This is a genomic window from Methylomonas rosea, from assembly GCF_024505055.1.
Classification (GTDB): domain Bacteria; phylum Pseudomonadota; class Gammaproteobacteria; order Methylococcales; family Methylomonadaceae; genus Methylomonas; species Methylomonas rosea.
Window position 1 is genome coordinate 42,291 of the sequence record NZ_JANIBL010000024.1, and the last position, 20,558, is coordinate 62,848.

The window sequence follows — 20,558 nt, forward strand, 5'->3', positions numbered from 1 at the left end:
TGTCTATATTTCCAATAATGTATGATGATCTCGGCTGGGCCTTTTGATAGAAAAATTTGGCAAAGCGATTGGGTCAAATTGATCGCAATAAGCTTGCTAATTATTTTGGTCTATTTGCCCGGTCGGATGGGTCCATTTATAGCCGATGATTATCCGAATATTCTGCAAAATAAAGGGGTGTTACTAACTCATCTTAACCTCAGTGAGCTAATATCCACATGGAGCTCCAATGCCAGCGGGGTTTTTAAACGACCTTTAGCCAATGTAAGTTTTGCGTTGAATTTCTATTTCGCAGGCCAGTACTTCGATCCTATCGCGTTTAAGTTGACGAACGTTGCTATTCATGTCGTCAACAGTATTCTGGTTTTTTTTCTCAGTCGATTGCTGTTTACCGCAACTGCTCAAAACTATCCTGCGCAAAAATTAGCTTTATTATCAGCACTGATATGGGGATTGCACCCGTTGCAGTTAACGTCTGTTCTTTACGTCGTGCAACGAATGAACAGTTTGTCCTGCTTTTTTATGCTGACGGGTTTTTTGATTTTTTTAAAGGGCAGACTTCAACTAGAAAAACCGTTCAGTATTGTGCTGATGCTGGTTGGTTGTTTGGCCGGAACCGGGTTGGGCGTTTTGGCGAAGGAAAACGCTCTACTATTGCCTTTGTTGATGTTTGTATCTGAGGTGACTCTGCTGCCATCGATTCCCAATGATGCTTTTCGCGTTCGTGTACAAGTGTTCTATGCATTGGCCGTGGTCCTACCTGTTTTTGCGGCAATGGTTTATTTAGTTAGTCACCCGGAATATGTGTTGGGTGGATATGCGACACGTAATTTTACTTTTATTGAACGAGTCATGACTCAAAGCAGAGTGCTGTTTTATTATTTGAGTTTACTGTTTTATCCGGATAATACTCAGCTCAGCTTCGACCATGATGATTTCTCTTTGAGCAAAGGTTTGTTTCAGCCGATCAATACCTTGTATTCGGTTATTGGTATTTCTTGCTTACTAGCGCTCAGTGTATTCAATTGCCTACGCAAAAAAACGCCATTTTTAACTTTTGGTATTCTTTGGTTTTTGATCGGCCAAAGTATGGAGTCCAGTATTTTTGCGCTGGAATTAATTTACGAGCATCGTAATTATTTACCAAGTATTGGGTTGGTCATCGCAACAGTTGCGTTGACCTATAATATTTTTTCTAAATTAATCAGTGAACAGTTATTAAATCTGCTATTCGCTGTAGTCGTGTTTAGTTTGGGGCTGGCTACTTTTACTCGTGCTTCAATTTGGTCAAGTTTGGATGCTTTAAGTTATTTTGAAGTGCGCAATCATCCGACGTCGATTAGGGCCAATAGTCTCTATGCTCATAGTCTTGAAGTAAAACTTGGGCCGAATCCCGAAAGTTACCGTTACTATTTATTGGCGGCACAAGGTAATGAACTAGAGGTTGCTACTTTGGTTCAAGTCTATACGGAGTTGAACAAGCTTCTTTACTTTCATGATGCTAAAAATGATCAGCCGGGAATTGCCATGCCAAAACGTTATGACGATTCGCTCGTACTGGACAGCCGTTATATGCAGGCGTTGAAATCGTTGGTGCATCAGGAGGTTGTGGCTCGTATCGCCAACAAGGCTTACTCGGTACGAACATTAGTAACGTTGCGGCTGATGACAAGCTGCCTTCTCAATGCTGAATATCAGTGTAAGAATATTTCAGGGGATGTGATGGAATGGGTGGACGCCGCCTTGGCGCAGCCCGATTTTTCCGATAGATTAGTTCTATATATCATAAAAGCCAAAATATACTTTTTTCAAGGCCATATTGAAGAAGCTTTTGCAAATGTTGATAAAGCCATTGCACTGGCGCCTGACAGAATGTATTTCTACAGTGAGAAAGCCGACTTGTTCATTCACCTAAAGCAATATGACAAAGCTGAACAGGTGATCAAAACGGCTGAGGCTCGCGGCGTTGCAAATGGCTTCGATAAACAAGAGTTCGGAACTCTACGTCAGAATATTGCAGTACTAAGCCGTTAGTCCTTCTACTATCTGGTCGCTTTGCCGAAAGGTTCAGATTAATCAGCGCGTCCGAATCAAATTCACTAAAATACCCGCATAGATTTTCAATCTGTTTTGCTGGGATTAGCTTGACGCTATTCGAGGTCGAGCAAATTGCCACCAACAGCCTTCAAAGCCTGGGATTATGCGGATACTCAATATAGTCTTTAAAAATATAAATTCACTGGAAGGCGAGGGGCGAGTCGATTTCGACCAGGGGCCGATTGCCGATAGCGGTGTGTTTGCCATCACCGGGCCAAACGGCTCCGGTAAAACCAGTATTCTCGACGTCATCACTCTGGGTTTATACGGTGAAACGTTTCGTTTCGATAAGCCTGCCGAGCATGTAATCACCAAGCAGGCTAACGATAGCTTCGCGCAGGTTGAATTTGCTTTGGATGGTGAGAAGTTTCGTTCTTCTTGGCATGTGAAACGGCCTACTGATGTCAATCAAGACCAGGTTTTACAGCCGGAAATGAGTTTGACTAGGCTAAGTGATGAGCCGGAGTTGCTGGCCAGGACGCCGAATACCGTGCGGACTAGAATCGCCGAACTGACGGGTATGGACTTCCATAAATTCAGCAAATCCATGGTCTTACCGCAAGGTGATTTTGCGGCTTTTTTGAATGCGCTCGATAGCGAGCGCATGGATATTCTGGAAAAGATCAGCGGTACGCATATATACGCCGAGTACCGGCAGCAGACGGAGAATAATTTTCAAAATTCGCTAACTCGTTTGACGCAACTGCAACAGGATATCGAAGCGATTCCTTTACTTGGTCCGGAAGCCTTGCAAGCCGGTGAGCATGACTTACAGGATTTCAAGGATCAAGTTGCCGAATTTAAAAATCAACAGAATCAGTTGCAACAGCAACTGTTGACGATTGAAAACATTCATGCCCTAGAAGGGCGCCAAAGACAGCTTCTCGAACAGTCAAAAAAAGTTGAAGCGCAAATTAAGGTCTTACAAGACGATCTACAGAAAATTGTCGATACTCAGCAAGCGACACAATTTCGCGAAGAAGTGATTTTATTGGATGGCAAGCAGGGACAAATTGTCCAAAGTCAGGCTACCTTGGGTGCTTATCGTCAGGAGCTGAACGCGCTACAGCGCCAACTTGGTGAAGATGTCAGTAGCGCAATCGCCCCAAGTTTGCATGGTAAGACTACAGAGGAACAAAAACAGGCTATTGACGCGCTGAAGTTGAAAGTCAGTGATCTGAAGCTGGAATTACCGCGTGAAACCGAGCTACTACAATCGCTGCAATTGCAATTGGATGAAAGAAAGGCAAGCCTTGCCGAAATAGAAGGCTGGCTGCAACTTAATCAAGCCGATGCTAGCTTGCTGTCCGACTTTCCCGACGTTGTGCAGTTGCGCATTTTAAGGACCGAGTTGGTGGATTTGGCTGGAAAGCAGAAGGTACAGGCTAATTGGACTAAGAACACGTCTGCTGCGCTTAAAAAAAACCAGACAGCATTGCGAGATGCTAAAACAACAGTCGCGGACTTGAGTGGGCGCATTGACGCGGCACGGAAAACTCTGCTCGAGCTGGCGCAAGGCAAAAGCTTCGAGGAGTTGAAGGAGTTACTAGCCGAGCAGCAAGCACGGGTCAATGATTTTCGAGAGTTGCACTCATTGGCCGAGGTTAACGCCAAATTTACCAAAAAAAGTTTTTTTAGTTGGTTCTCTCGAAATAAAACGCCGGACCTGCCCGATGAAACCCGCTTGCAAGCCAGATTGGATGCGCTGCGAGAAGAGATGGACCGTGAAGAGAATATCGGTAAAGCATTGGAGCAAGCTGTCCTGAATGAAGCATTGCTGAAAAAATTTAGCGGTGATCGCGGCAAATTGGTTGATGGTAAACCTTGTTTTTTATGCGGCTCGTTAGATCATCCTTATGTCTCTAAACCGCCAATACAGACTAACTCCAAAAAGGCCTTAGTCGATCAACGTGGCAAGATGCAGGCTTTAAAAGCGGCGATTGATAGTGTCTCCGGCCAGTTGGCAGTAGCAAAAAAGCAAGGCACACAATTGTCGGCGCGGCAGCAAAGATTGCAGCAAATGCGCTCGCAATGGTTGGTTTTGAGCAATCGTTTAAACGTCGTCAGCGCTGAATTGAACATAGACAATTTGTCTTTGCAAAAACGCTTGTTGGACGCAGAAAGCCAAGAATTGGAGAAAATCAAAAACCTGGTTAATGATCACGCGCAGTTACAGCGTAATGTGGCTAAATGGAATGCCGAGGTAGAAGCCAAACAGGCCTTGGTGGAAAAATTAACGGCGTCGGTGGAGCAGCTTGATACGACTTGGCGTAGTCGTCCTCAGGAATATATCGAATCCGAACAGCTGTTCGCTAGTCGTACGGCGGAACAAAAAGCGCTTGTTGATAAGCTTGAAAAGCAGTTAGCTTTGTTGGGTGAGAAGCTACCTGGAAAAGGCAAAGAAAATATACTCTTCGATAAGCTCAATGCGCGGCGCCAGGATTATCAAATTAGAGAATTACGTCAGAAAGGCTTGCTGGAGGAAATTGTTAGTTTGCAAGATAGGCTGCACGCTAGCCAAGCAAAAATAGCCAGTTATCAGGAGCAGTTGGCAGGCGGTTTGAGCCGCTTGCAAAGCGAAGAGTCACTGGGTTTGCATCTGCTTATCTTGGAGAAGCAAAAACTAATCGTCGAACTGGAGCGGAAATTAGCTACCCAGCAACTCGAACTGGATGCGATGCGGCGAGTATTGACTAATAAAATTGCGGGCGGCGTTTTTGCTGATGTTGATAGCTTGCGGTCGGCTTTAGATTTGATTGATAGACGGTCGGAAATTGAGCAAATGCTGGAGCAGCAAAATCGGCAATTGATGGCAATTGGCGAAGAAGTGGCTAAAGTGTCAACCGATTTACAAAATGAGTTGGCGGTTACGCCGGCCAACTTAAACGAAGCCGATCTTTTAGCAATGCAACGCCAGTTATCGCAGAAAATTGATATTGCCGAGCAAGAAGTGGCTACGTTGGATACTAAGCTGGATAAACAGTCTGCTTATCGAGAAAAATATCAAAACCTTCAGGGGCTATTGGCTGAGCAATTGGTGTTACATGCGCAAGCCGAAGCGGAAATGAAGTTGATCAATGACGAGCAGGGTGGTTTTCGGCGACGTATTCAGCAGCTATTGGTGGATAATTTGTTGTCGCAAGCCAATCGGATTTTGGAAAAACTGAGCGGGCGTTACTATATTCGCAGTTTAGCCAGCGATAATGGTTTGGCGCTAGAGATTGAAGATACCAAGCAAAAAAATCTGCGGCGCTTGCCGAAAACCTTGTCTGGCGGCGAGAGTTTTGTGGTGAGCTTGGCCTTGGCCTTGGCTTTATCCGAGATTGCCAACAACGGTAAGGCTATCGATTCGCTGTTTCTGGATGAGGGCTTTGGTAATTTAGATGCGGAAGCCTTATATTTGGCAATGAGCGCCTTAGAGGGCTTGAAGATTCAAGGAAAAACGGTCGGTGTCATTTCTCATGTCGAAGCGGTAAAAAAGCGCATTAAAACGCAGATAGAATTGGTAAAAAAAGCCAACGGTATGAGCGAATTGAAAATGGTTGCTTGATGAAATGGTGGAGTCGGCGAACGCTCCACCACAAAATTATGTGACTAATCACTGGGTCGGAAGGCTTTGCCGTAAGTGGTTTCGGCGTTGAAATTGTCCCAAACGTATAAAGGATGGACGATAGGCTGCGTGGGAATTGGCGCCGAAACCAAATCCAACACGCCGACGCCGATCCTCCCGCCCATATTCAATAATCCTTTAAACGTACCGCCGATAAAGCCGTAAATAACGTTGCTCTGATTGTTGATTAGAATAATGCTCTTCGGTATTTCGAGAGAAGATGTCGCTATGTTCGCCAAGCCGGTGGTCAATTTTCGCCCGAAGGTTTCTCCATAACTTTCTGCTTCGTCTGCCCGGGTCGGCAAGCTGGTAAATAAGGAAGCTGCCAGTAAAACAGTGGCCAGGGTGCGAGTATTTCGTTTCATGACTGATCCTGTATATGAGAACGGATGTAAGATCTGTTGGCCGAGCCGGATTAACCGGTCCGGCCGGCCAACATTTGCTCAAAAGTATAGCAGAGGCCTGAACTGTTTACTTTTTCAATGCCTTGGCAAATGCATTACTCATACTGTTCTGCAGTGCGGGTTGCGGTTTGGGTTTATGGACGGATTTTTGCTGTTTTTCTTTTGGAACAATATCGCCTGCGTCGACGTGTTTTCGCATGCTCAGAGAAATACGCTGGCGTGCCACATCGATTTCCAGTACGCGTACTTTTACCATATCGCCGGTTTTAACCACGCTGCGCGGGTCTTTGACGAAGTCATCCGCTAAGTGCGAGATATGCACCAAGCCGTCTTGATGTACGCCAATATCTACAAAAGCACCGAAATTGGCGACGTTTGTTACTACGCCATCTAGCGTCATGCCGGGTTCAAGATCGGTGATTTTCTCCACTCCGTCCTTGAATTGTACGCTTTTAAACTCCGGGCGCGGATCGCGGCCAGGCTTTTCCAGTTCTTGTAAAATGTCTGAGATGGTGGGGACGCCGAAATTGGCGTTGGCATAGTTTGCTGGATTCAGGCTGCGTAAAAACTGGCTTTGGCCGATCAGGTCACGGATTGATTTGCCGGTATCATCGAGGATTGCATTGACCACGGGGTAGGCTTCCGGATGCACGGACGAGGCGTCGAGCGGGTTGTCACCGGTCATGATTCTGAGAAAGCCGGCAGCTTGTTCGAAGGCTTTGTCGCCGAGGCGCGGTACTTTTTTCAGTTGATTGCGGTTTGCAAACGGGCCGTTGGCATCGCGAAACGCAACAATGTTTTCACTGATGCTGCTGCGTAGGCCGGATACCTGTTTCAGCAGGGCAACCGAAGCGGTGTTCACATCCACCCCGACCGCATTCACGCAGTCTTCCACTACGGTATCGAGCATACGGGCCAACTGCACTTGGTTGACATCATGTTGATATTGGCCAACCCCTATTGATTTTGGGTCGATTTTTACCAGCTCCGCCAAGGGGTCTTGTAGTCTGCGGGCTATCGATACCGCACCGCGTAACGACACATCAAGGTCCGGAAACTCCTTGGCGGCCAGTTCCGAGGCAGAATAGACCGATGCGCCGGCTTCGGAAACGGTGATTTTCTGAAAATACAGGTCTTTATGCTTCTTCATCAAGTCCGCTACCAGTTGGTCAGTCTCCCGAGACGCGGTGCCGTTACCGATACTAACCAGCTGTACCTGGTGCTGCTGAATCAATTTAGCCAGAACCGCTATCGATTGATCCCACTGGTTTTTCGGTTGATGTGGATAAATGGTTTCAGTGGCTAACAACTTGCCGGTAGGGTCAACAACAGCTACTTTGACGCCAGTGCGAATGCCGGGATCCAGGCCCATGGTTGCTTTCGGGCCAGCGGGCGCCGCTAACATCAAGTCGCGCAAATTGCTGGCAAACACACGAATGGCTTCCTGTTCGGCTGCTTCGCGCAGTCGCAACTTTAGATCCATGTCGATACGGGTAAACAGCTTGATCTTCCAGGCAAAGCGGGCAGTTTCGGCTAGCCAGGCGTCGGCGGGTTTTGCTGTGTCTTTCACTTGCAGGCGTTGGCTGACGAACTGGGCGCATAATTGGTGTTCTTCCTGGTCCAATTCTGCCGGTTTCAGGGTTAAAGACAGTAAATCTTCGTTACGGCCGCGGAATAGGGCCAAGGCTCGATGTGAAGGGATCTTGTTGATCGCTTCGCTGTAGTCGAAATAATCTTTGAATTTTGCGGCCTCTGTCTCTTTGCCGGTCACGACGCTAGCGTGCAGGATACCTTTGCTCCAAACACGTTCACGCAACTCTGTTAGTAGTTCGGCATCTTCGGAAATGCGTTCCATGATGATCTGTCGGCCGCCGTCCAGGGCGGCTACGACATCCGCGACACCTTTTTCAGCATCGATGTAGTTAACTGCGATTTGTTCTGGTATTGCGCCGCGATTATTAAGAATGGCGTCGGCTAATGGTTCCAGACCGGCTTCGCGAGCAATTTGCGCTTTGGTGCGGCGCTTAGGCTTATAGGGAAGATATAGATCTTCCAGCAGCGTTTTGGTATCGGCGTCGAGTATCGCTCTTTCCAGTTCCGGCGTGAGCTTTCCTTGCGAGCGAATAGTATCGAGAATTGAGTCACGGCGGCTATTGAGCTCCCGCAGATAAATCAGTCTTTCCTCGAGGTTTCGCAATTGCGTGTCGTCTAAACCGCCAGTTACTTCTTTGCGATAACGAGCAATAAACGGTACCGTGGCTCCGTCGTCCAGCAGGGCGGCGGCGGCGGCGACTTGTTGAGGCTTAACTGAGAGTTCTTCGGCAATGCGTTGGATAGCGTCCATCTGTAGGTGAAATAGAATTGGTAAAAGGCTCGATTCTACAGTAGGGTGAGGTGTTGAAAAAGCGAACTATCAGAAATGGAATGAGAAACTTACGGGCATAAAAAAGGCGCCAACCGAGTTATCAGCTGGCGCCCAAATTGCTAAGCAAAAATTATTTTGCTTGGCTTAACACATCGTTATTAAAATCTTTGTGTTTTGCCAAAACTTGAGCTTCGGCAGCGGCAGAAGTTTCACCGCCGTATTGAAGATGTTTGGTTTCGTCTGCTTTCAGCATAACGACGCCGGCAATAGCAATTGCAGTAACGACAGCAACTACAGTAAAGGTATTGTCTTTTTCTTGTTCAGCCATTTTTATAATCCTCATCTTGTTGTTGTAATAATTAGCCCTAAAAGGGGCAACTCGAGTTGTATGTCGAAGTTAGTATTATTGTTGGTCGACGGTGCATTTTTTACACTCAAAACTGTTTTGTGTCAAAACAATATTTTTGCGATTAATCTTTCAGTTCTATGGTTGTTTTTTATTTTTAATAAAATCAATTAATTACGTTATTTTTCTGAACGAAAGTCATCCTGTCTTTATGCGATATAGTTGTTGATTATCTGATTTGGCGCGGCTTGTAACGCATAATGTCAGTAAGCCCTAAGTCGATAATGCGGGGCATAAGTCGAAGAATGTCGCGGGGAATCCGTGTAGCTTTTCGGGATATTCGGCAAGGCGATGAAGAAGGGAGTATTGTTAACTTCGGCCATCGTGCAGGTTGCATGATAGGATTGAGCTCTAATTCTGACAGCCTGTTTGTTCTCGCGGAGTAAGCTGTTCGAGCGGGCGGAAATCAGGAAAACAATCGTTAATTAACTAGGGGTATTCATGCTTAAACATATACATCTTCTTTTCGTGGCAGTTTTGGTTATCAGTTTTATCGGCCGAGTGGCGCTCGCCGAGTTAAAGCCAGCTCTGTTGGAGCAGAAATGGCTAAAGATCAGTCCGCACATTATTGCGAGTTTGGTCTTGTTGACCGGATTTGCCTTGGTTTTCCAAGGGGGCTGGTTATCAAACGAATTTGCTTGGATCGTAGCCAAATTATTGATGTTGTTGTTTTACGTAGGCTTGGGGATTTTGGCCATCCGCCAGTCGGGGCGTAAGCGCTGGTTGGCTTTCGGTGGTGCATTATTTTGTCTGTATTACATCTCCAAGGTTGCCGTGACTAAGCAAGTTTTTTTCTTTTTTTAAGTGGTGGTCTATAAGTTGAGATTTATGCTGGAGGCCCTGTTTTTAGCAGTTTTAAGACAGTTTTGGCTGGCGTAAAAATAGTTGTTGACAGTTTGCGAAACTTGTAGGCTAACGAAAAAAGCTTGTCAAAGCGTTTTTATTCGGATAACCTCAAACCTCCTGTCAATACTCAACGTAAGGAGGGTAGGATGCGAAAAACGAAATTGACGGCAATTTTATTGCTTTCAGCGAGTCTAGCGTCTTTTAGCTCTGTAGGTTTAGCGAAAACAGAAAGGAACGGTTTTCTTTCCCTTGAACAAAGCGGCGTCGCATCGTATTACAGCGACAAAATGCATGGTCAGCGGACAGCAAACGGTGAATTTTATGATAAAAACGCACTAACTGCGGCTCACGCGAGCTTGCCGTTCGGTTCTTTGGTGCGTGTCGTTAATCTAAGTAATAATCGTAGTGTCGAGTTGCGGATAAATAGCCGCGCTCACAAAGCCAATAAACGGTTGCTTGATGTGTCCAAAAGGGCTGCCAGCGAACTTGGTTTCATCCAAGCGGGCTTGGCGAACGTCAAACTTGAAGTTCTGCGCGTAGGCGACGCCTAAGTTTTTTGTCGCGATGTAATCCGGGTGTATTGGCCGGATTACATCTTGCCTACCTTATTCTGAAACCTTGTTAGACGGTTTCTGATCTAATCGCTTTAAAGCCAATGTCCGTTCGAAAATACACATCCTGCCAGTCGATTTGTCGGCATAGCTCGTAGGCCCTTTCTTGGGCTTGAGCGATGCTGTCGCCCAATGCGCAAGCGCATAGTACGCGGCCACCTGCGGTGACTACTTGGTCGCCGACTTGTTTGGTGCCTGCATGAAACACTTTGTAATCGCTGCTTATATCACTTGGTAAACCGCTAATCGGATTGCCTTTGGCATAGTTGTCGGGGTAGCCGCCCGCTGCCAGCACCACACCCAATGAGGGACGTTCGTCCCACTCTGTAGCCGTCTGATCAAGATTTTTGTCTATGGCCGCCAAACAAAGCTCAACCAAATCGCTTTTTAAACGCATCATAATCGGTTGCGTTTCCGGGTCGCCAAAGCGGCAGTTATATTCCAAGACTTTGATACTACCGTTCTTACCTATCATCAGGCCGGCGTATAGAAAGCCGGTATATTCGTTACCATCTTCCCGCATGCCTTTTAGGGTTGGCAAAATTACCTCATCCATGACGCGTTGGTGGATCTCCGGCGTCACGACAGGTGCTGGCGAATAAGCCCCCATGCCTCCGGTGTTGGGACCTTGGTCGCCGTTATCACGCGCTTTGTGATCCTGAGAGGTCGCCATGGCTAAGGCGTGCAAGCCGTCGGCAATGACGATGAAACTGGCTTCTTCGCCATCCAAAAATTCTTCAATCACCACACGGTGGCCGGCCGAGCCGAACGTATTTCCAGCTAGCATGTCTTCGACGGCTGCTATTGCCTCTTGTTCGGATTGCGCGACAATCACACCTTTACCCGCAGCCAATCCATCGGCTTTGACCACGATGGGGGCGCCATTTTCGCGGATATAAGCGATTGCCGGTTCGACTTCGGTGAAGCTTTTATATGCTGCGGTAGGAATGCCGTGGCGGATCATAAAATCCTTACAAAAAGATTTGGAGCCTTCCAGCTGTGCTGCTTGAGCCGTCGGTCCGAAGCACTTCAAACCGGCGGCGGAAAACCTGTCAACTATGCCTTTGACTAAAGGTACCTCCGGTCCAATAATGGTTAGCTCTATATCTCGGGCTTGGGCGAAACTCAGCAAACCTTCAATGTCATCGGCTTGAATATCGACATTGCTTATGCCGGGTTCCAGCGCTGTGCCTGCATTGCCGGGAGCAACGTAAACATTATCGGCTTTTGCGGATTGCCTGACTTTCCAGGCCAAGGCATGTTCTCGGCCCCCACTACCCACGATCAATATATTCATTTTTGGTAATCCTGTATCAGTGTCTGAAATGCCGCATGCCGGTCAATACCATCGCTATATTATGTTCGTCGGCGGCCGCAATCACTTCTACGTCGCGCATGGAGCCGCCGGGGTGAATCACCGCGGTTATGCCGGCCGCCGCCGCCGCGTCGATGCCGTCGCGGAACGGGAAGAAGGCGTCGGAGGCCATTACTGAGCCCGGTACTGTTAAGCCTTCATCCGCAGCTTTGATGCCGGCGATTTTTGCCGAATAGACTCGGCTCATTTGTCCGGCGCCAATGCCGACGGTCTGGCCGTTTTTACCGTAAACGATAGCATTGGATTTAACGAATTTAGCGACTTTCCATGCGAATAATAGGTCCGCCAGTTCTTGTTCGGTAGGCGCGCGCTTGCTGACTACTTTAAGATCGCTGGCAGAAATACTGCCCGTGTCTTTATCCTGTACCAATAAGCCGCCGGCGATGCGTTTAAAATCCAGGGAGGATGTGTTGTTATCGGACCAGTAGCCGGTCTCCAGCACCCGGACGTTCTGTTTTTTTGCCAACGCCGCTTGCGCTCCGCTTGATATTGCCGGCGCGATGATGACTTCGACGAACTGGCGTCCTGCGATTTCCGCAGCAGTTTTTTCGTCCAATTCGCGGTTGAAAGCGATGATGCCGCCAAATGCGGAGGTCGGGTCGGTAGCATACGCCAGATTGTAGGCGTCGAAAATGTCGCCGCTTACCGCGACACCGCAGGGATTGGCGTGTTTTACGATCACGCAGGCCGATTGGCCGTTAAATGCTTTAACACATTCCAACGCAGCGTCCGCATCGGCAATATTGTTATAAGACAGTTCCTTACCTTGCAATTGCTTGGCGCTAGCGATGCTGCCGGCTGGCGGATTTTTCTCGCCGTAAAATGCCGCGTTTTGATGCGGATTTTCGCCGTAACGCATGCTCTGTAGGCGGTGGAATTGCAGGTTTAGGGTTTCCGGGAAGTTGCCGGTATCAACGACTTTACTGAGGTAAGCAGCAATCATCGTGTCGTAACGGGCGGTGTGCTCAAAGCTTTTCAGCGCCAATTTAAAACGGGTGTCGTGGCTAAGAGCGCTCGCATTGCGTTGTAACTCGGTCAAGATTCTTGGGTAATCGACAGGATCGACAACTATAGCAACGTCGGCATGGTTTTTCGCTGCGCCCCGGATCATGCTTGGGCCGCCAATGTCGATATTTTCTATCGCGGTTTCCAGATCGCAATCGGGTTTTGCCACAGTTTGCTCGAACGGATACAAGTTAACCACCACCATATCAATAGCTTTGATGCCGTTCTCGGCCATCACTGCATCGTCGATGCCGCGCCGACCGAGAATGCCGCCGTGAACTTTCGGATGAAGGGTTTTAACGCGGCCGTCCATCATTTCCGGAAAGCCGGTGTAATCGGAGACTTCAGTAACGGCAATATTGTTTTCGGCTAGTAGTTTAGCCGTGCCGCCGGTAGATAGTAGCTCGACGCCTAGGTGGCTTAGTTCGCGGCAAAACTCCAGAATACCGGTTTTGTCGGAGACGCTGACCAGAGCGCGGGTCACTTTTTTATTTATGCCCAAAGGGGGATTCATGCAAACCTCAATAAAGGGTAAAGAGAAGGGTTGGAAATTAACCTATGCCGTAATGTTCCAGCTTTTTGCGTAAGGTGCTACGGCTGAGACCGAGGATAATCGCGGCTTTGCTTTGATTGTAATCGCAGTGTTTCAGCGTAGTTTCCAACAAGGGTCTTTCTACTTCCGCTAACACTAAATGATATAAACCGCTGGAATCGTGCCCGTTTAGGTGAGCGAAATAGTCTTCTACGCAATGACGGACATGGTCAGACAGCGTTTGCTCGCTGTCGGTGACTTTATGTGTAAGGTGTGTTCCCATCTAGGCGGCTCGTGATGTCATCAAATTGAAAGAGGCATTGACTAGCGCGAGTTGCCGCGCAGCGTGTTGGGCTTGGTTAATGGCAGTCTTTTGGTCAGCAGGCAGTATGCCGAGATGATCGAAATACCAGCCGATGTGCTTGCGGGCGATTCTAACACCACTGTCGTTGCCATAAAAACTGTATAAATTTTCCAGATGCTGGTTGATGACGGCTTTGATATCGGTCAAGCAAAGTGGTGGATATGTCGTGTTGTTAAGATGGGCGACTAGATCTTTAAATATCCAGGGCTTGCCTTGCGCTGCTCGCCCTATCATCACAGCGTCCGCCCCAGTGTACGCGAGGACTTGTCTCACTTTTTCGGCGCTATCGATATCGCCGTTTGCGATAATCGGAATGCTGACGCTCTGTTTGACTTGCTTGATGGTGTCGTACTCGGCATTTCCGGTAAATTTACAGGCTCGGCTGCGACCGTGGATGGTGAGCGCTTGAATGCCTCTGCTCTCGGCGATCTTGGCGATGGTAGGCGCGTTTCTATTGGCAAAGTCCCAGCCCGTACGAATCTTCAGGGTTACCGGAATTTCCACGGCACCGATTACCGCATCTAAAATCTTAGCCACTAATGACTCGTCTTTCAGTAACGCTGAACCCGCAGCCACCGAACAAACTTTTTTTGCCGGGCAGCCCATGTTGATATCGATAATCTGTGCGCCACGATCTTGATTTAGTTTAGCGGCTTCAGCCATTTGCCGAGGGTCCGTGCCCAAAATCTGTACTGAGCGTAGGCTATTATCGCCAGTGTAATCCAGTTTTTTCAGGGTGCGTGGGTGATGCTGCAAGCTGGGATTAGAAATCACCATTTCCGACACGGTAAGACCCGCTCCAAATTCGCTACAGATTTGCCGAAATGGCGCGTCTGTGATGCCTGCCATCGGCGCCAGTAATACTTGGTTGGGAAGTTCGTAAGGGCCAATTCGCATGAAAAGCCGGGCTAGTCGAAAAAGGCGGCAAATGATACCCGAAAACGCGCTGATTAACGATGGGTGGGAGAAAGTTATTGAAAATCGTTGATTGCGTTGATTTGGGAGTAAGCCCTAACTGTTGACTTGGCTTTTAAACCCCTTGTGGTCATCTTTGCCGCGAAATCCGGTAGTAAAGGAAGAGGCGTAAAAATATATCGACACGGTGTCCGCAGTCGTTAAAGAGGATTGCATCGTTTGCCCGCGATGAAGTAGTCTTGGTTGAACAATTATGGAGTTTAATTAAATGGAAAATGGAAGTACAAATATTGTTTGGCATCATGCCACGGTAACTCGTAGTCGCCGAGAGAATTTAAACGGGCACAAATCCACTATTTTGTGGTTTACCGGCTTGTCTGGGGCGGGCAAGTCAACGTTGGCTCATGCGGTAGAAGAGCGTTTGTATCAATTAAAGTGTCGGACGTTTGTGTTGGATGGCGACAACGTTCGCCAAGGTCTATGCGGCGACCTGGGGTTTAGTCATGAAGACCGCCAGGAGAATATCCGTAGAATTGCCGAAGTCGCAAAATTAATGCTGGAAGCCGGCACCATAACGTTAACCGCCTTTATTTCGCCCTTTCGCGCCGAACGGCAATATGCGCGAAATTTAGTGCCGCACGGTGATTTTATCGAAATTTACTGCAACTGCGACTTGTCGGTATGCGAGCAGCGGGATGTAAAAGGTCTATACAAAAAAGCGCGGCAAGGCGATATCAAATTGTTTACCGGTATATCCTCGCCGTATGAAGCGCCGGAAAAACCCGATTTGATAGTGGATACTGGGATTTATGAGTTGGAAATGTGTGTCGATCAAGTGATGAGTATGCTTGAGCAGCGTGGTGTTATCGCCCCAGCTAAAAGAGAGCTATAAAGTGAATATCGACGTGTTTAATGGCGATGCGGATGGTATTTGTGCGTTGTTGCAGTTGCGCCTGGCTTTTCCTTTGGAGTCTAAACTTATTACCGGTGTCAAGCGCGAGATCGACTTGTTAGGTCGAGTTTCTGCTGAGGCAGGTGATCAGGTAGTTGTACTTGACGTGTCGCTCGATAAGAATCGCTTACCCCTCGCGGAACTCCTGAACAAAAGTGTCAGTATTTTTTACATGGATCACCATTACGCCGGTGAAATCCCAATTCATCCGGGTTTGACCTCTTTAATAAACACTGATGCGAATGTTTGCACAAGTTTATTGATGGACGTTTATTTAAAGCAACGCTTTACCGAATGGGCTGTTACAGGGGCGTTTGGCGATAATTTGGACACCGCTGCAAGAGAAGCTGCCAAATCACTCAATTTGACGGCCCAAGAATTGCTTCAATTAAAGCAACTAGGAATCTGTATCAATTACAACGCTTACGGCACGTGTATCGATGATCTGTATTTTGCGCCCGATGAACTGTATAGGCTCCTGGACGGCTATATATCGCCGTTTGACTTTATCAGGGATAAGACTGAAGTTTGCCAGCAATTAATTAACGGTTATAACGAGGATATGGATCTAGCTGGAAAAGTTAAGGCTGCATATAAGACAGACAGCACTGCGGTATATATTTTGCCTGATGAAAAGTGGGCAAGGCGGGTAGCGGGAGTGTGGGGAAATGAGTTGGCTAATCAATATCCGGATAGGGCACACGCGATCGTTAGCTACAATCGGCAGGGGGGGTATCAAATTAGTGTAAGAGCCCCGTTGGATAATAAAGTCGGCGCGGATGAATTATGTGCTTTATTTTCCGGTGGCGGCCGTAAGGCTGCGGCAGGTATTAATCATATTCCATACCAGCAGTTAACCAATTTTGTGGCAGCTTTTAAAATCCAATATAAATGAGCCAAGTTTTTTGTGAAAAATAGCTTATTAATTGCTTGTATTGTTTATACGATTTTTGTCGTTTACGGCAGTTTGGTGCCATGGCAGTTTAATAGTTTGCCGTTAAGCGAGGCTTGGTTTCGTTTTCGGAATATTGAATATTTGACTTTGGGTATTGCCTCAAGAGCAGATTGGGTTGCTAATATCCTGCTATTTATACCGCTTGCCTTTCTTTGGCTGGGTGTCATTTCCCTAAATCAACAAATTATTGGCAGGTGTGTATCATCAGTTGTTGTATTGATGGTCAGTTTTTTTCTTTGCTCGACTATCGAGTTTACTCAGTTATTTTTCCCTCCCAGAACGGTGTCGTTAAACGATATAATCGCTGAAAGCTTGGGGGCTGCAATTGGTGTTTTAGCTTGGTGGATTTTCGGGAAAAAATTTGTCGCATGGTTAGAAAGTTGGAAAATAAATAAAACTAATTCAGTTCCGTATTTGCAAATCTATTTAGGATGTATGTTTTTTTACAGTGTCATGCCGCTGGATTTAACCTTAAGTCCTGTTGAGTTTTATCATAAATGGCATGAAGGGCGCGTTATTTTACTACCCTTTTATGGCTTGAAGGGTGAGGTTTTTCGAGATATATATGACTGCTTGTCTGAGGTTGTATTATGGCTTCCAATACCTTGGTTATGGTACAAACTTAAACCTTTGAGTCGGGTTGAGTTATTAAAAAGAGTTTTATTTTCTGCAGCGATAATTGAGTTTTTTCAGCTATTTGTATATAGCCGGGTTACTGATGTTACGGACATATTGCTTGCGTTAGTGGGTGGTTTTATTGGTGTTCGGTTGATAGCTTTAGGTTCGAGTGGATTTGCTTTGGTCGGAAGCGGCGATAGTGGTTTGAAACATTATCAAAGTTACACTGTTTTATATGCGTATTTAGCGTATTTTTTATGGATATTAGTTGTCGGTTTTATTTTTTTATACCCTTACGATTTTGAATGGACTTATTTAAGGCTTTCAACGTGGAGTGACAAATTTCTTAGAGTACCATTTTACGCGTATTATTATGGCACGGAGTACAGGGCTATTACAGAAGTGTTCCATAAGCTTTTATTTTTTATGCCTTTTGGGCTGATAGGTGGTTATGCTTTTCGGCCTGCTAATAGCCGTAATCGAGTAAGCATTATGATCTTGGCTACAATAGTCATGACCGCCATGATTATTGAGTTTGCGCAATTGTTTTTGCCAAATAAAAATGCTGATATTACCGATGTTATTTTAGAGGTCTTCGGCGGCTATCTCGGTTATGTGGTGGTTAAACAGTTGCAACTTACTAAGCCTTCTTTACCAGGACTTAAAAATAATCTGGAAGACGACGTTTTGTTTGTGGATCCAAGATTTAACACTAATTTTTCTGAAGATTCAGGTCTGGAGAGGCGTCTAAAAAATAAAAAAAGCTACACTAATGGAAGTTTCCCATTTTTGCTTGCAGTTGGATCAGTATTTGTGATTGTTGGTGCACTGATATTTGTCAGCGGCTCTGAGTCTATGCCTTACAATGTAAGGGAGTTATTTGCGAAAGAATACCCAATCATTAGTGTTTTAGGCCTCACAATATTGATTTATTGGTGTTTTGCATATCCGCTATTTTCTTTGATGAGCATAGCAAAAGCAGATAGGTTAGAAGTCTTTTTTCATGTTCGTTTTTTGGCGATACATGCGCTGATAGCCTGGATATTAGTAAGAGCTATTGTTCCGCTAGAAAGTATATATGATGTGTTGGGTTCTCCAATTTTGAGTATCCCCGTAGAGTTGGAGTTAGCGTTTCGGTTTTTAGGGTTGTTTGGGGTTTATTCTTTAATAATATTGGCGGCTACTCATACCGCACTTTTTTGGATAGTTTCAACTTGGGAGTTGATACGGCTTTTTGTTTTAGGTTTTTTTTGGATATTACTATTATTGCCGTTCGGATATTGGATCGTGGTCATTAAAGCCGCTACGGACAATCTGACAGAGTTAATGGCTAATAGCGGCTATTCGTTCTCGATCGCCTGTGTCGGTATTTATTGTTTTCTGGTCGGTTGGCTGGGTTCGTCCGTTTTATTTTTAACAGTTTTTAATGATTTTCGTCGCGTTGTTATTGTCGGCTTTATATTTATAATTTCTTTCCCCTTAGGCTATCAATTGTTAAGTTGGGGAACTGAACAGTTTATTCTAAAATATGATGCTGTGTTTTCGGCTATGCAATTTTTGTTGAGTACTGACAGAAGTCATTTAATTTCAGGTGGTGTGTTGAGAGCGCGTTTTTTTGTAGCGCATTTTTGGTTAGTGTCATTGGTTTTTATAGCTCAAGCTCCGCTGCTTATGATTTTTCGCAACTTATTTGGGTCAAAATATTCATAGAAAGTAAATTGTCGGGGAGTTTAAGTAATGAAGTATTTAACCAGATTTTAGTTTGCCAAGCGTCTATTTTTTAATTTTTATTCTATTGGTCCAAGTCATATGAGACATTTTATGATCTGTTTGTTTTCAAATCGATATGTATTTTTGCGGCTGGGTAGCCTTGCATGATATTTAAGGGTTTTCCATTCGCATTTATATTGATGGCGTTTTTGAGTGCATTCTTTACTGACTCGGTTGCGATGGGTGTCCTGGCTGAGTCTGTTTTATATAATAGTAAAGAAAAAGATGACAAAGAGAAGATTCAGGCGGCTCCTGAGGGTATTAAAGATGTTATAGGGTCCGTTGATATCAAAAATGATATTGCTAAAATCCATGAGCACGAGATAGGTGCTGAAAATATCAGAGCCAATGTATCCCCGAGCGAGTCTGCTGTTGAGATTTATTCGGTTTCACGTCCTATATTTCGTCAGCAGGAGAATATTAACAAACCTGCTAAATTTTATTTTGATGCTCGAGATTTTTCTCATGCTAATACCGTAGAGGTTATAGAAACATATAATTATTCTGATGATGTGTTTTCGTATAAAAATTTGCTGGACGAAGTGCGAACTGGTCTTGGGGAAGGAATATATAGCAAATTAGTTTGGACGTATTATGATCTTAAAGACTTAGACGACAGGATATACGCCAGCATGGTCGGATACGATTTGAGCAGCAGTAATTTATTGGGAAAATTTCAACAATTTATTGGGGTTGATGAGCATGTCAACGCTATGATCGTTTTCAAGAGTAGTGTTGGGATATCTGGGAGGCCTATCGGTGTTGGGAATGGCGAAAATCAAGATGGCAACAAGAGTTCTAGTTCTAAGGTTGTACTTGACTTTTCTCAACGTAATTTCGCCAGAAAAGAAGAGGTTGACACTGGGCGACTTCAATATATTTTAAAACACTTAACTATAAAAAATATTATATACAGTTTATTAAGTCTATTGGGTATCGGTATGGTTTGGCGTATGTTTAGGTTTTTTGTTAAGCAGGATCTGAGTTAAGGAAACTCTGATTACTGCTCTTAAATAAAGTATTGTCACTAGCAAGCGTATCGACATTCGGTATGTCTAAGGAACCTCTGATTAATTCAGTTCTTCAAGAAAAATAGCAGAGCAAGTCATTGATTTAATTGAGCCCTCAGTACGCGATAGCGAATTAATCAGAGGTTCCCTATAGATCGATTTCACGACGCGCAGGAGTTTCTGTAATCGATGCATGGCGGATTTAACGAGTTTCATTAATTCGATTTTATTCTCTGGCATTTGCTTGGAGGCACGCGGTTTGACGTAACCCCAAACCTGTTAGTCGGGATTGAGTAGCGCGCATACGGCGGCAAATACACCAGTTTGAGGCGACCTTGCTGTTGCGCGAAGAAGGCTTTGACCAAGCCGGCCTTGTGAACCGGATGGCCGTCTAAGACCAGAATGATCCGTTTGTTCGGCACCGCGCAGCAGACGTTTCAGGAATTCAACGAATATGTCGGCGGTGGCGTTGCCTTCCTGTACCATGAAACGAAAATCGCCTCGCGCACTCACACCGCCGTTTTGCAGAGATCATATTCAAACCAAAGCGTCGCCGGTCGTTTTCAGCGTAGGCTGGTAGCTAACCGGGGTCGAGGTGGTGCCGGCATGAAAATCCGATCGGACGCCGGCTTCATCGGCAAAATAAATCATTGCACCCGTGCGAGAGATGGCTCCGAAAAATTGAACAGCCCGTTAAGTGAAAGACCTGCTACTTGTATTTAT

General features: G+C 45.9%; 17 protein-coding genes. 9 read left to right on the plus strand and 8 right to left on the minus strand.

Features of this window, described 5'->3' with window-relative positions:
- Nucleotides 1-21 precede the first annotated feature (21 nt).
- Entirely contained in the window at nucleotides 22-2,034 is a 2,013-nt protein-coding gene (locus tag NP589_RS09615; protein WP_256606784.1) for a tetratricopeptide repeat protein, read from the plus strand.
- 166 nt (nucleotides 2,035-2,200) lie between these two features.
- Entirely contained in the window at nucleotides 2,201-5,647 is a 3,447-nt protein-coding gene (locus NP589_RS09620; protein ID WP_256606785.1) for an AAA family ATPase, read from the plus strand.
- Nucleotides 5,648-5,691: 44 nt separating this feature from the next.
- Here NP589_RS09620 and NP589_RS09625 read toward each other — a convergent pair whose 3' ends face one another.
- The 3 genes from NP589_RS09625 to NP589_RS09635 all read right to left on the minus strand — a co-directional run bounded on the left by NP589_RS09625 (nucleotide 5,692) and on the right by NP589_RS09635 (nucleotide 8,804).
- On the minus strand, nucleotides 5,692-6,072 hold the full coding sequence (locus tag NP589_RS09625) for an exosortase system-associated protein, TIGR04073 family (RefSeq protein WP_256606786.1): 381 nt from the start codon (nucleotides 6,070-6,072) through the stop codon (nucleotides 5,692-5,694).
- A 106-nt stretch (nucleotides 6,073-6,178) separates the two neighbouring features.
- Nucleotides 6,179-8,455: a Tex family protein gene (locus tag NP589_RS09630; RefSeq protein WP_256606787.1), complete on the minus strand. Its 2,277-nt coding sequence runs from the start codon at nucleotides 8,453-8,455 to the stop codon at nucleotides 6,179-6,181.
- A 151-nt stretch (nucleotides 8,456-8,606) separates the two neighbouring features.
- On the minus strand, nucleotides 8,607-8,804 hold the full coding sequence (locus NP589_RS09635; RefSeq protein ID WP_064010233.1) for a hypothetical protein: 198 nt from the start codon (nucleotides 8,802-8,804) through the stop codon (nucleotides 8,607-8,609).
- 519 nt (nucleotides 8,805-9,323) lie between these two features.
- On the opposite strand from NP589_RS09635, the gene NP589_RS09640 reads away from it, so the two are divergent.
- The gene (locus tag NP589_RS09640) at nucleotides 9,324-9,686 is read left to right on the plus strand and encodes a SirB2 family protein (RefSeq protein ID WP_256606788.1); all 363 of its coding nucleotides are present in this window, start codon (nucleotides 9,324-9,326) and stop codon (nucleotides 9,684-9,686) included.
- A 188-nt stretch (nucleotides 9,687-9,874) separates the two neighbouring features.
- Nucleotides 9,875-10,279, plus strand: a complete 405-nt coding sequence (locus NP589_RS09645; protein ID WP_256606789.1) for a septal ring lytic transglycosylase RlpA family protein — start codon at nucleotides 9,875-9,877, stop codon at nucleotides 10,277-10,279.
- A 70-nt stretch (nucleotides 10,280-10,349) separates the two neighbouring features.
- Here the strand turns inward: NP589_RS09645 and purD are convergent, their stop codons facing one another.
- The 4 genes from purD to dusB are packed head-to-tail and all read right to left on the minus strand — an operon-like array spanning nucleotide 10,350 to nucleotide 14,512.
- On the minus strand, nucleotides 10,350-11,636 hold the full coding sequence (purD, locus tag NP589_RS09650; protein ID WP_256606790.1) for a phosphoribosylamine--glycine ligase: 1,287 nt from the start codon (nucleotides 11,634-11,636) through the stop codon (nucleotides 10,350-10,352).
- Between the two features lie 16 nt (nucleotides 11,637-11,652).
- Nucleotides 11,653-13,233, minus strand: a complete 1,581-nt coding sequence (gene purH, locus NP589_RS09655; protein WP_256606791.1) for a bifunctional phosphoribosylaminoimidazolecarboxamide formyltransferase/IMP cyclohydrolase — start codon at nucleotides 13,231-13,233, stop codon at nucleotides 11,653-11,655.
- Nucleotides 13,234-13,270: 37 nt separating this feature from the next.
- Nucleotides 13,271-13,534 carry a helix-turn-helix domain-containing protein gene (locus tag NP589_RS09660; protein ID WP_064010228.1) on the minus strand — a complete coding sequence of 88 codons (264 nt, stop codon included), beginning with the start codon at nucleotides 13,532-13,534 and terminating at the stop codon, nucleotides 13,271-13,273.
- A complete protein-coding gene (gene dusB / locus NP589_RS09665) occupies nucleotides 13,535-14,512 on the minus strand; it encodes a tRNA dihydrouridine synthase DusB (protein ID WP_256606792.1) in 978 nt (325 codons plus the stop codon).
- 286 nt (nucleotides 14,513-14,798) lie between these two features.
- On the opposite strand from dusB, the gene cysC reads away from it, so the two are divergent.
- From cysC to NP589_RS09685, 4 genes are all read left to right on the plus strand, one after another.
- Nucleotides 14,799-15,422 carry an adenylyl-sulfate kinase gene (gene cysC / locus NP589_RS09670; protein ID WP_256606793.1) on the plus strand — a complete coding sequence of 208 codons (624 nt, stop codon included), beginning with the start codon at nucleotides 14,799-14,801 and terminating at the stop codon, nucleotides 15,420-15,422.
- Nucleotides 15,388-16,377: a DHHA1 domain-containing protein gene (locus tag NP589_RS09675; RefSeq protein ID WP_371929661.1), complete on the plus strand. Its 990-nt coding sequence runs from the start codon at nucleotides 15,388-15,390 to the stop codon at nucleotides 16,375-16,377. Before cysC ends, NP589_RS09675 begins: the two co-directional genes overlap by 35 nt.
- A gap of 12 nt (nucleotides 16,378-16,389) precedes the next feature.
- A complete protein-coding gene (locus NP589_RS21740) occupies nucleotides 16,390-18,765 on the plus strand; it encodes a VanZ family protein (protein WP_256606794.1) in 2,376 nt (791 codons plus the stop codon).
- A 200-nt stretch (nucleotides 18,766-18,965) separates the two neighbouring features.
- Complete coding sequence (locus NP589_RS09685) at nucleotides 18,966-19,814, plus strand: hypothetical protein (RefSeq protein WP_256606795.1); 849 nt, start codon at nucleotides 18,966-18,968, stop codon at nucleotides 19,812-19,814.
- A 236-nt stretch (nucleotides 19,815-20,050) separates the two neighbouring features.
- On the opposite strand, the gene NP589_RS21745 is transcribed toward NP589_RS09685, so the two are convergent.
- A complete protein-coding gene (locus tag NP589_RS21745) occupies nucleotides 20,051-20,257 on the minus strand; it encodes a transposase (RefSeq protein WP_371929660.1) in 207 nt (68 codons plus the stop codon).
- Between NP589_RS21745 and NP589_RS09690 the strand changes: the two genes are divergently transcribed.
- Nucleotides 20,238-20,558 (plus strand): hypothetical protein (locus NP589_RS09690; RefSeq protein WP_256606796.1); only part of this gene is annotated, 321 nt, incomplete at its 3' end. The genes NP589_RS21745 and NP589_RS09690 overlap by 20 nt on opposite strands.

Excerpts from the sequence above, each read along its gene's own strand:
- dusB (WP_256606792.1), bottom strand. The coding sequence starts at position 14,512 with ATGCGAATTGGCCCTTACGAACTTCCCAACCAAGTATTACTGGCGCCG.
- NP589_RS09635 (WP_064010233.1), bottom strand. The coding sequence starts at position 8,804 with ATGGCTGAACAAGAAAAAGACAATACCTTTACTGTAGTTGCTGTCGTT.
- cysC (WP_256606793.1), top strand. The coding sequence starts at position 14,799 with ATGGAAAATGGAAGTACAAATATTGTTTGGCATCATGCCACGGTAACT.
- NP589_RS09660 (WP_064010228.1), bottom strand. The coding sequence starts at position 13,534 with ATGGGAACACACCTTACACATAAAGTCACCGACAGCGAGCAAACGCTG.
- NP589_RS09615 (WP_256606784.1), top strand. The coding sequence starts at position 22 with ATGATGATCTCGGCTGGGCCTTTTGATAGAAAAATTTGGCAAAGCGAT.
- NP589_RS09620 (WP_256606785.1), top strand. The coding sequence starts at position 2,201 with ATGCGGATACTCAATATAGTCTTTAAAAATATAAATTCACTGGAAGGC.
- NP589_RS09630 (WP_256606787.1), bottom strand. The coding sequence starts at position 8,455 with ATGGACGCTATCCAACGCATTGCCGAAGAACTCTCAGTTAAGCCTCAA.
- purD (WP_256606790.1), bottom strand. The coding sequence starts at position 11,636 with ATGAATATATTGATCGTGGGTAGTGGGGGCCGAGAACATGCCTTGGCC.
- purH (WP_256606791.1), bottom strand. The coding sequence starts at position 13,233 with ATGAATCCCCCTTTGGGCATAAATAAAAAAGTGACCCGCGCTCTGGTC.
- NP589_RS09685 (WP_256606795.1), top strand. The coding sequence starts at position 18,966 with ATGGCGTTTTTGAGTGCATTCTTTACTGACTCGGTTGCGATGGGTGTC.
- NP589_RS09625 (WP_256606786.1), bottom strand. The coding sequence starts at position 6,072 with ATGAAACGAAATACTCGCACCCTGGCCACTGTTTTACTGGCAGCTTCC.
- NP589_RS09645 (WP_256606789.1), top strand. The coding sequence starts at position 9,875 with ATGCGAAAAACGAAATTGACGGCAATTTTATTGCTTTCAGCGAGTCTA.
- NP589_RS09640 (WP_256606788.1), top strand. The coding sequence starts at position 9,324 with ATGCTTAAACATATACATCTTCTTTTCGTGGCAGTTTTGGTTATCAGT.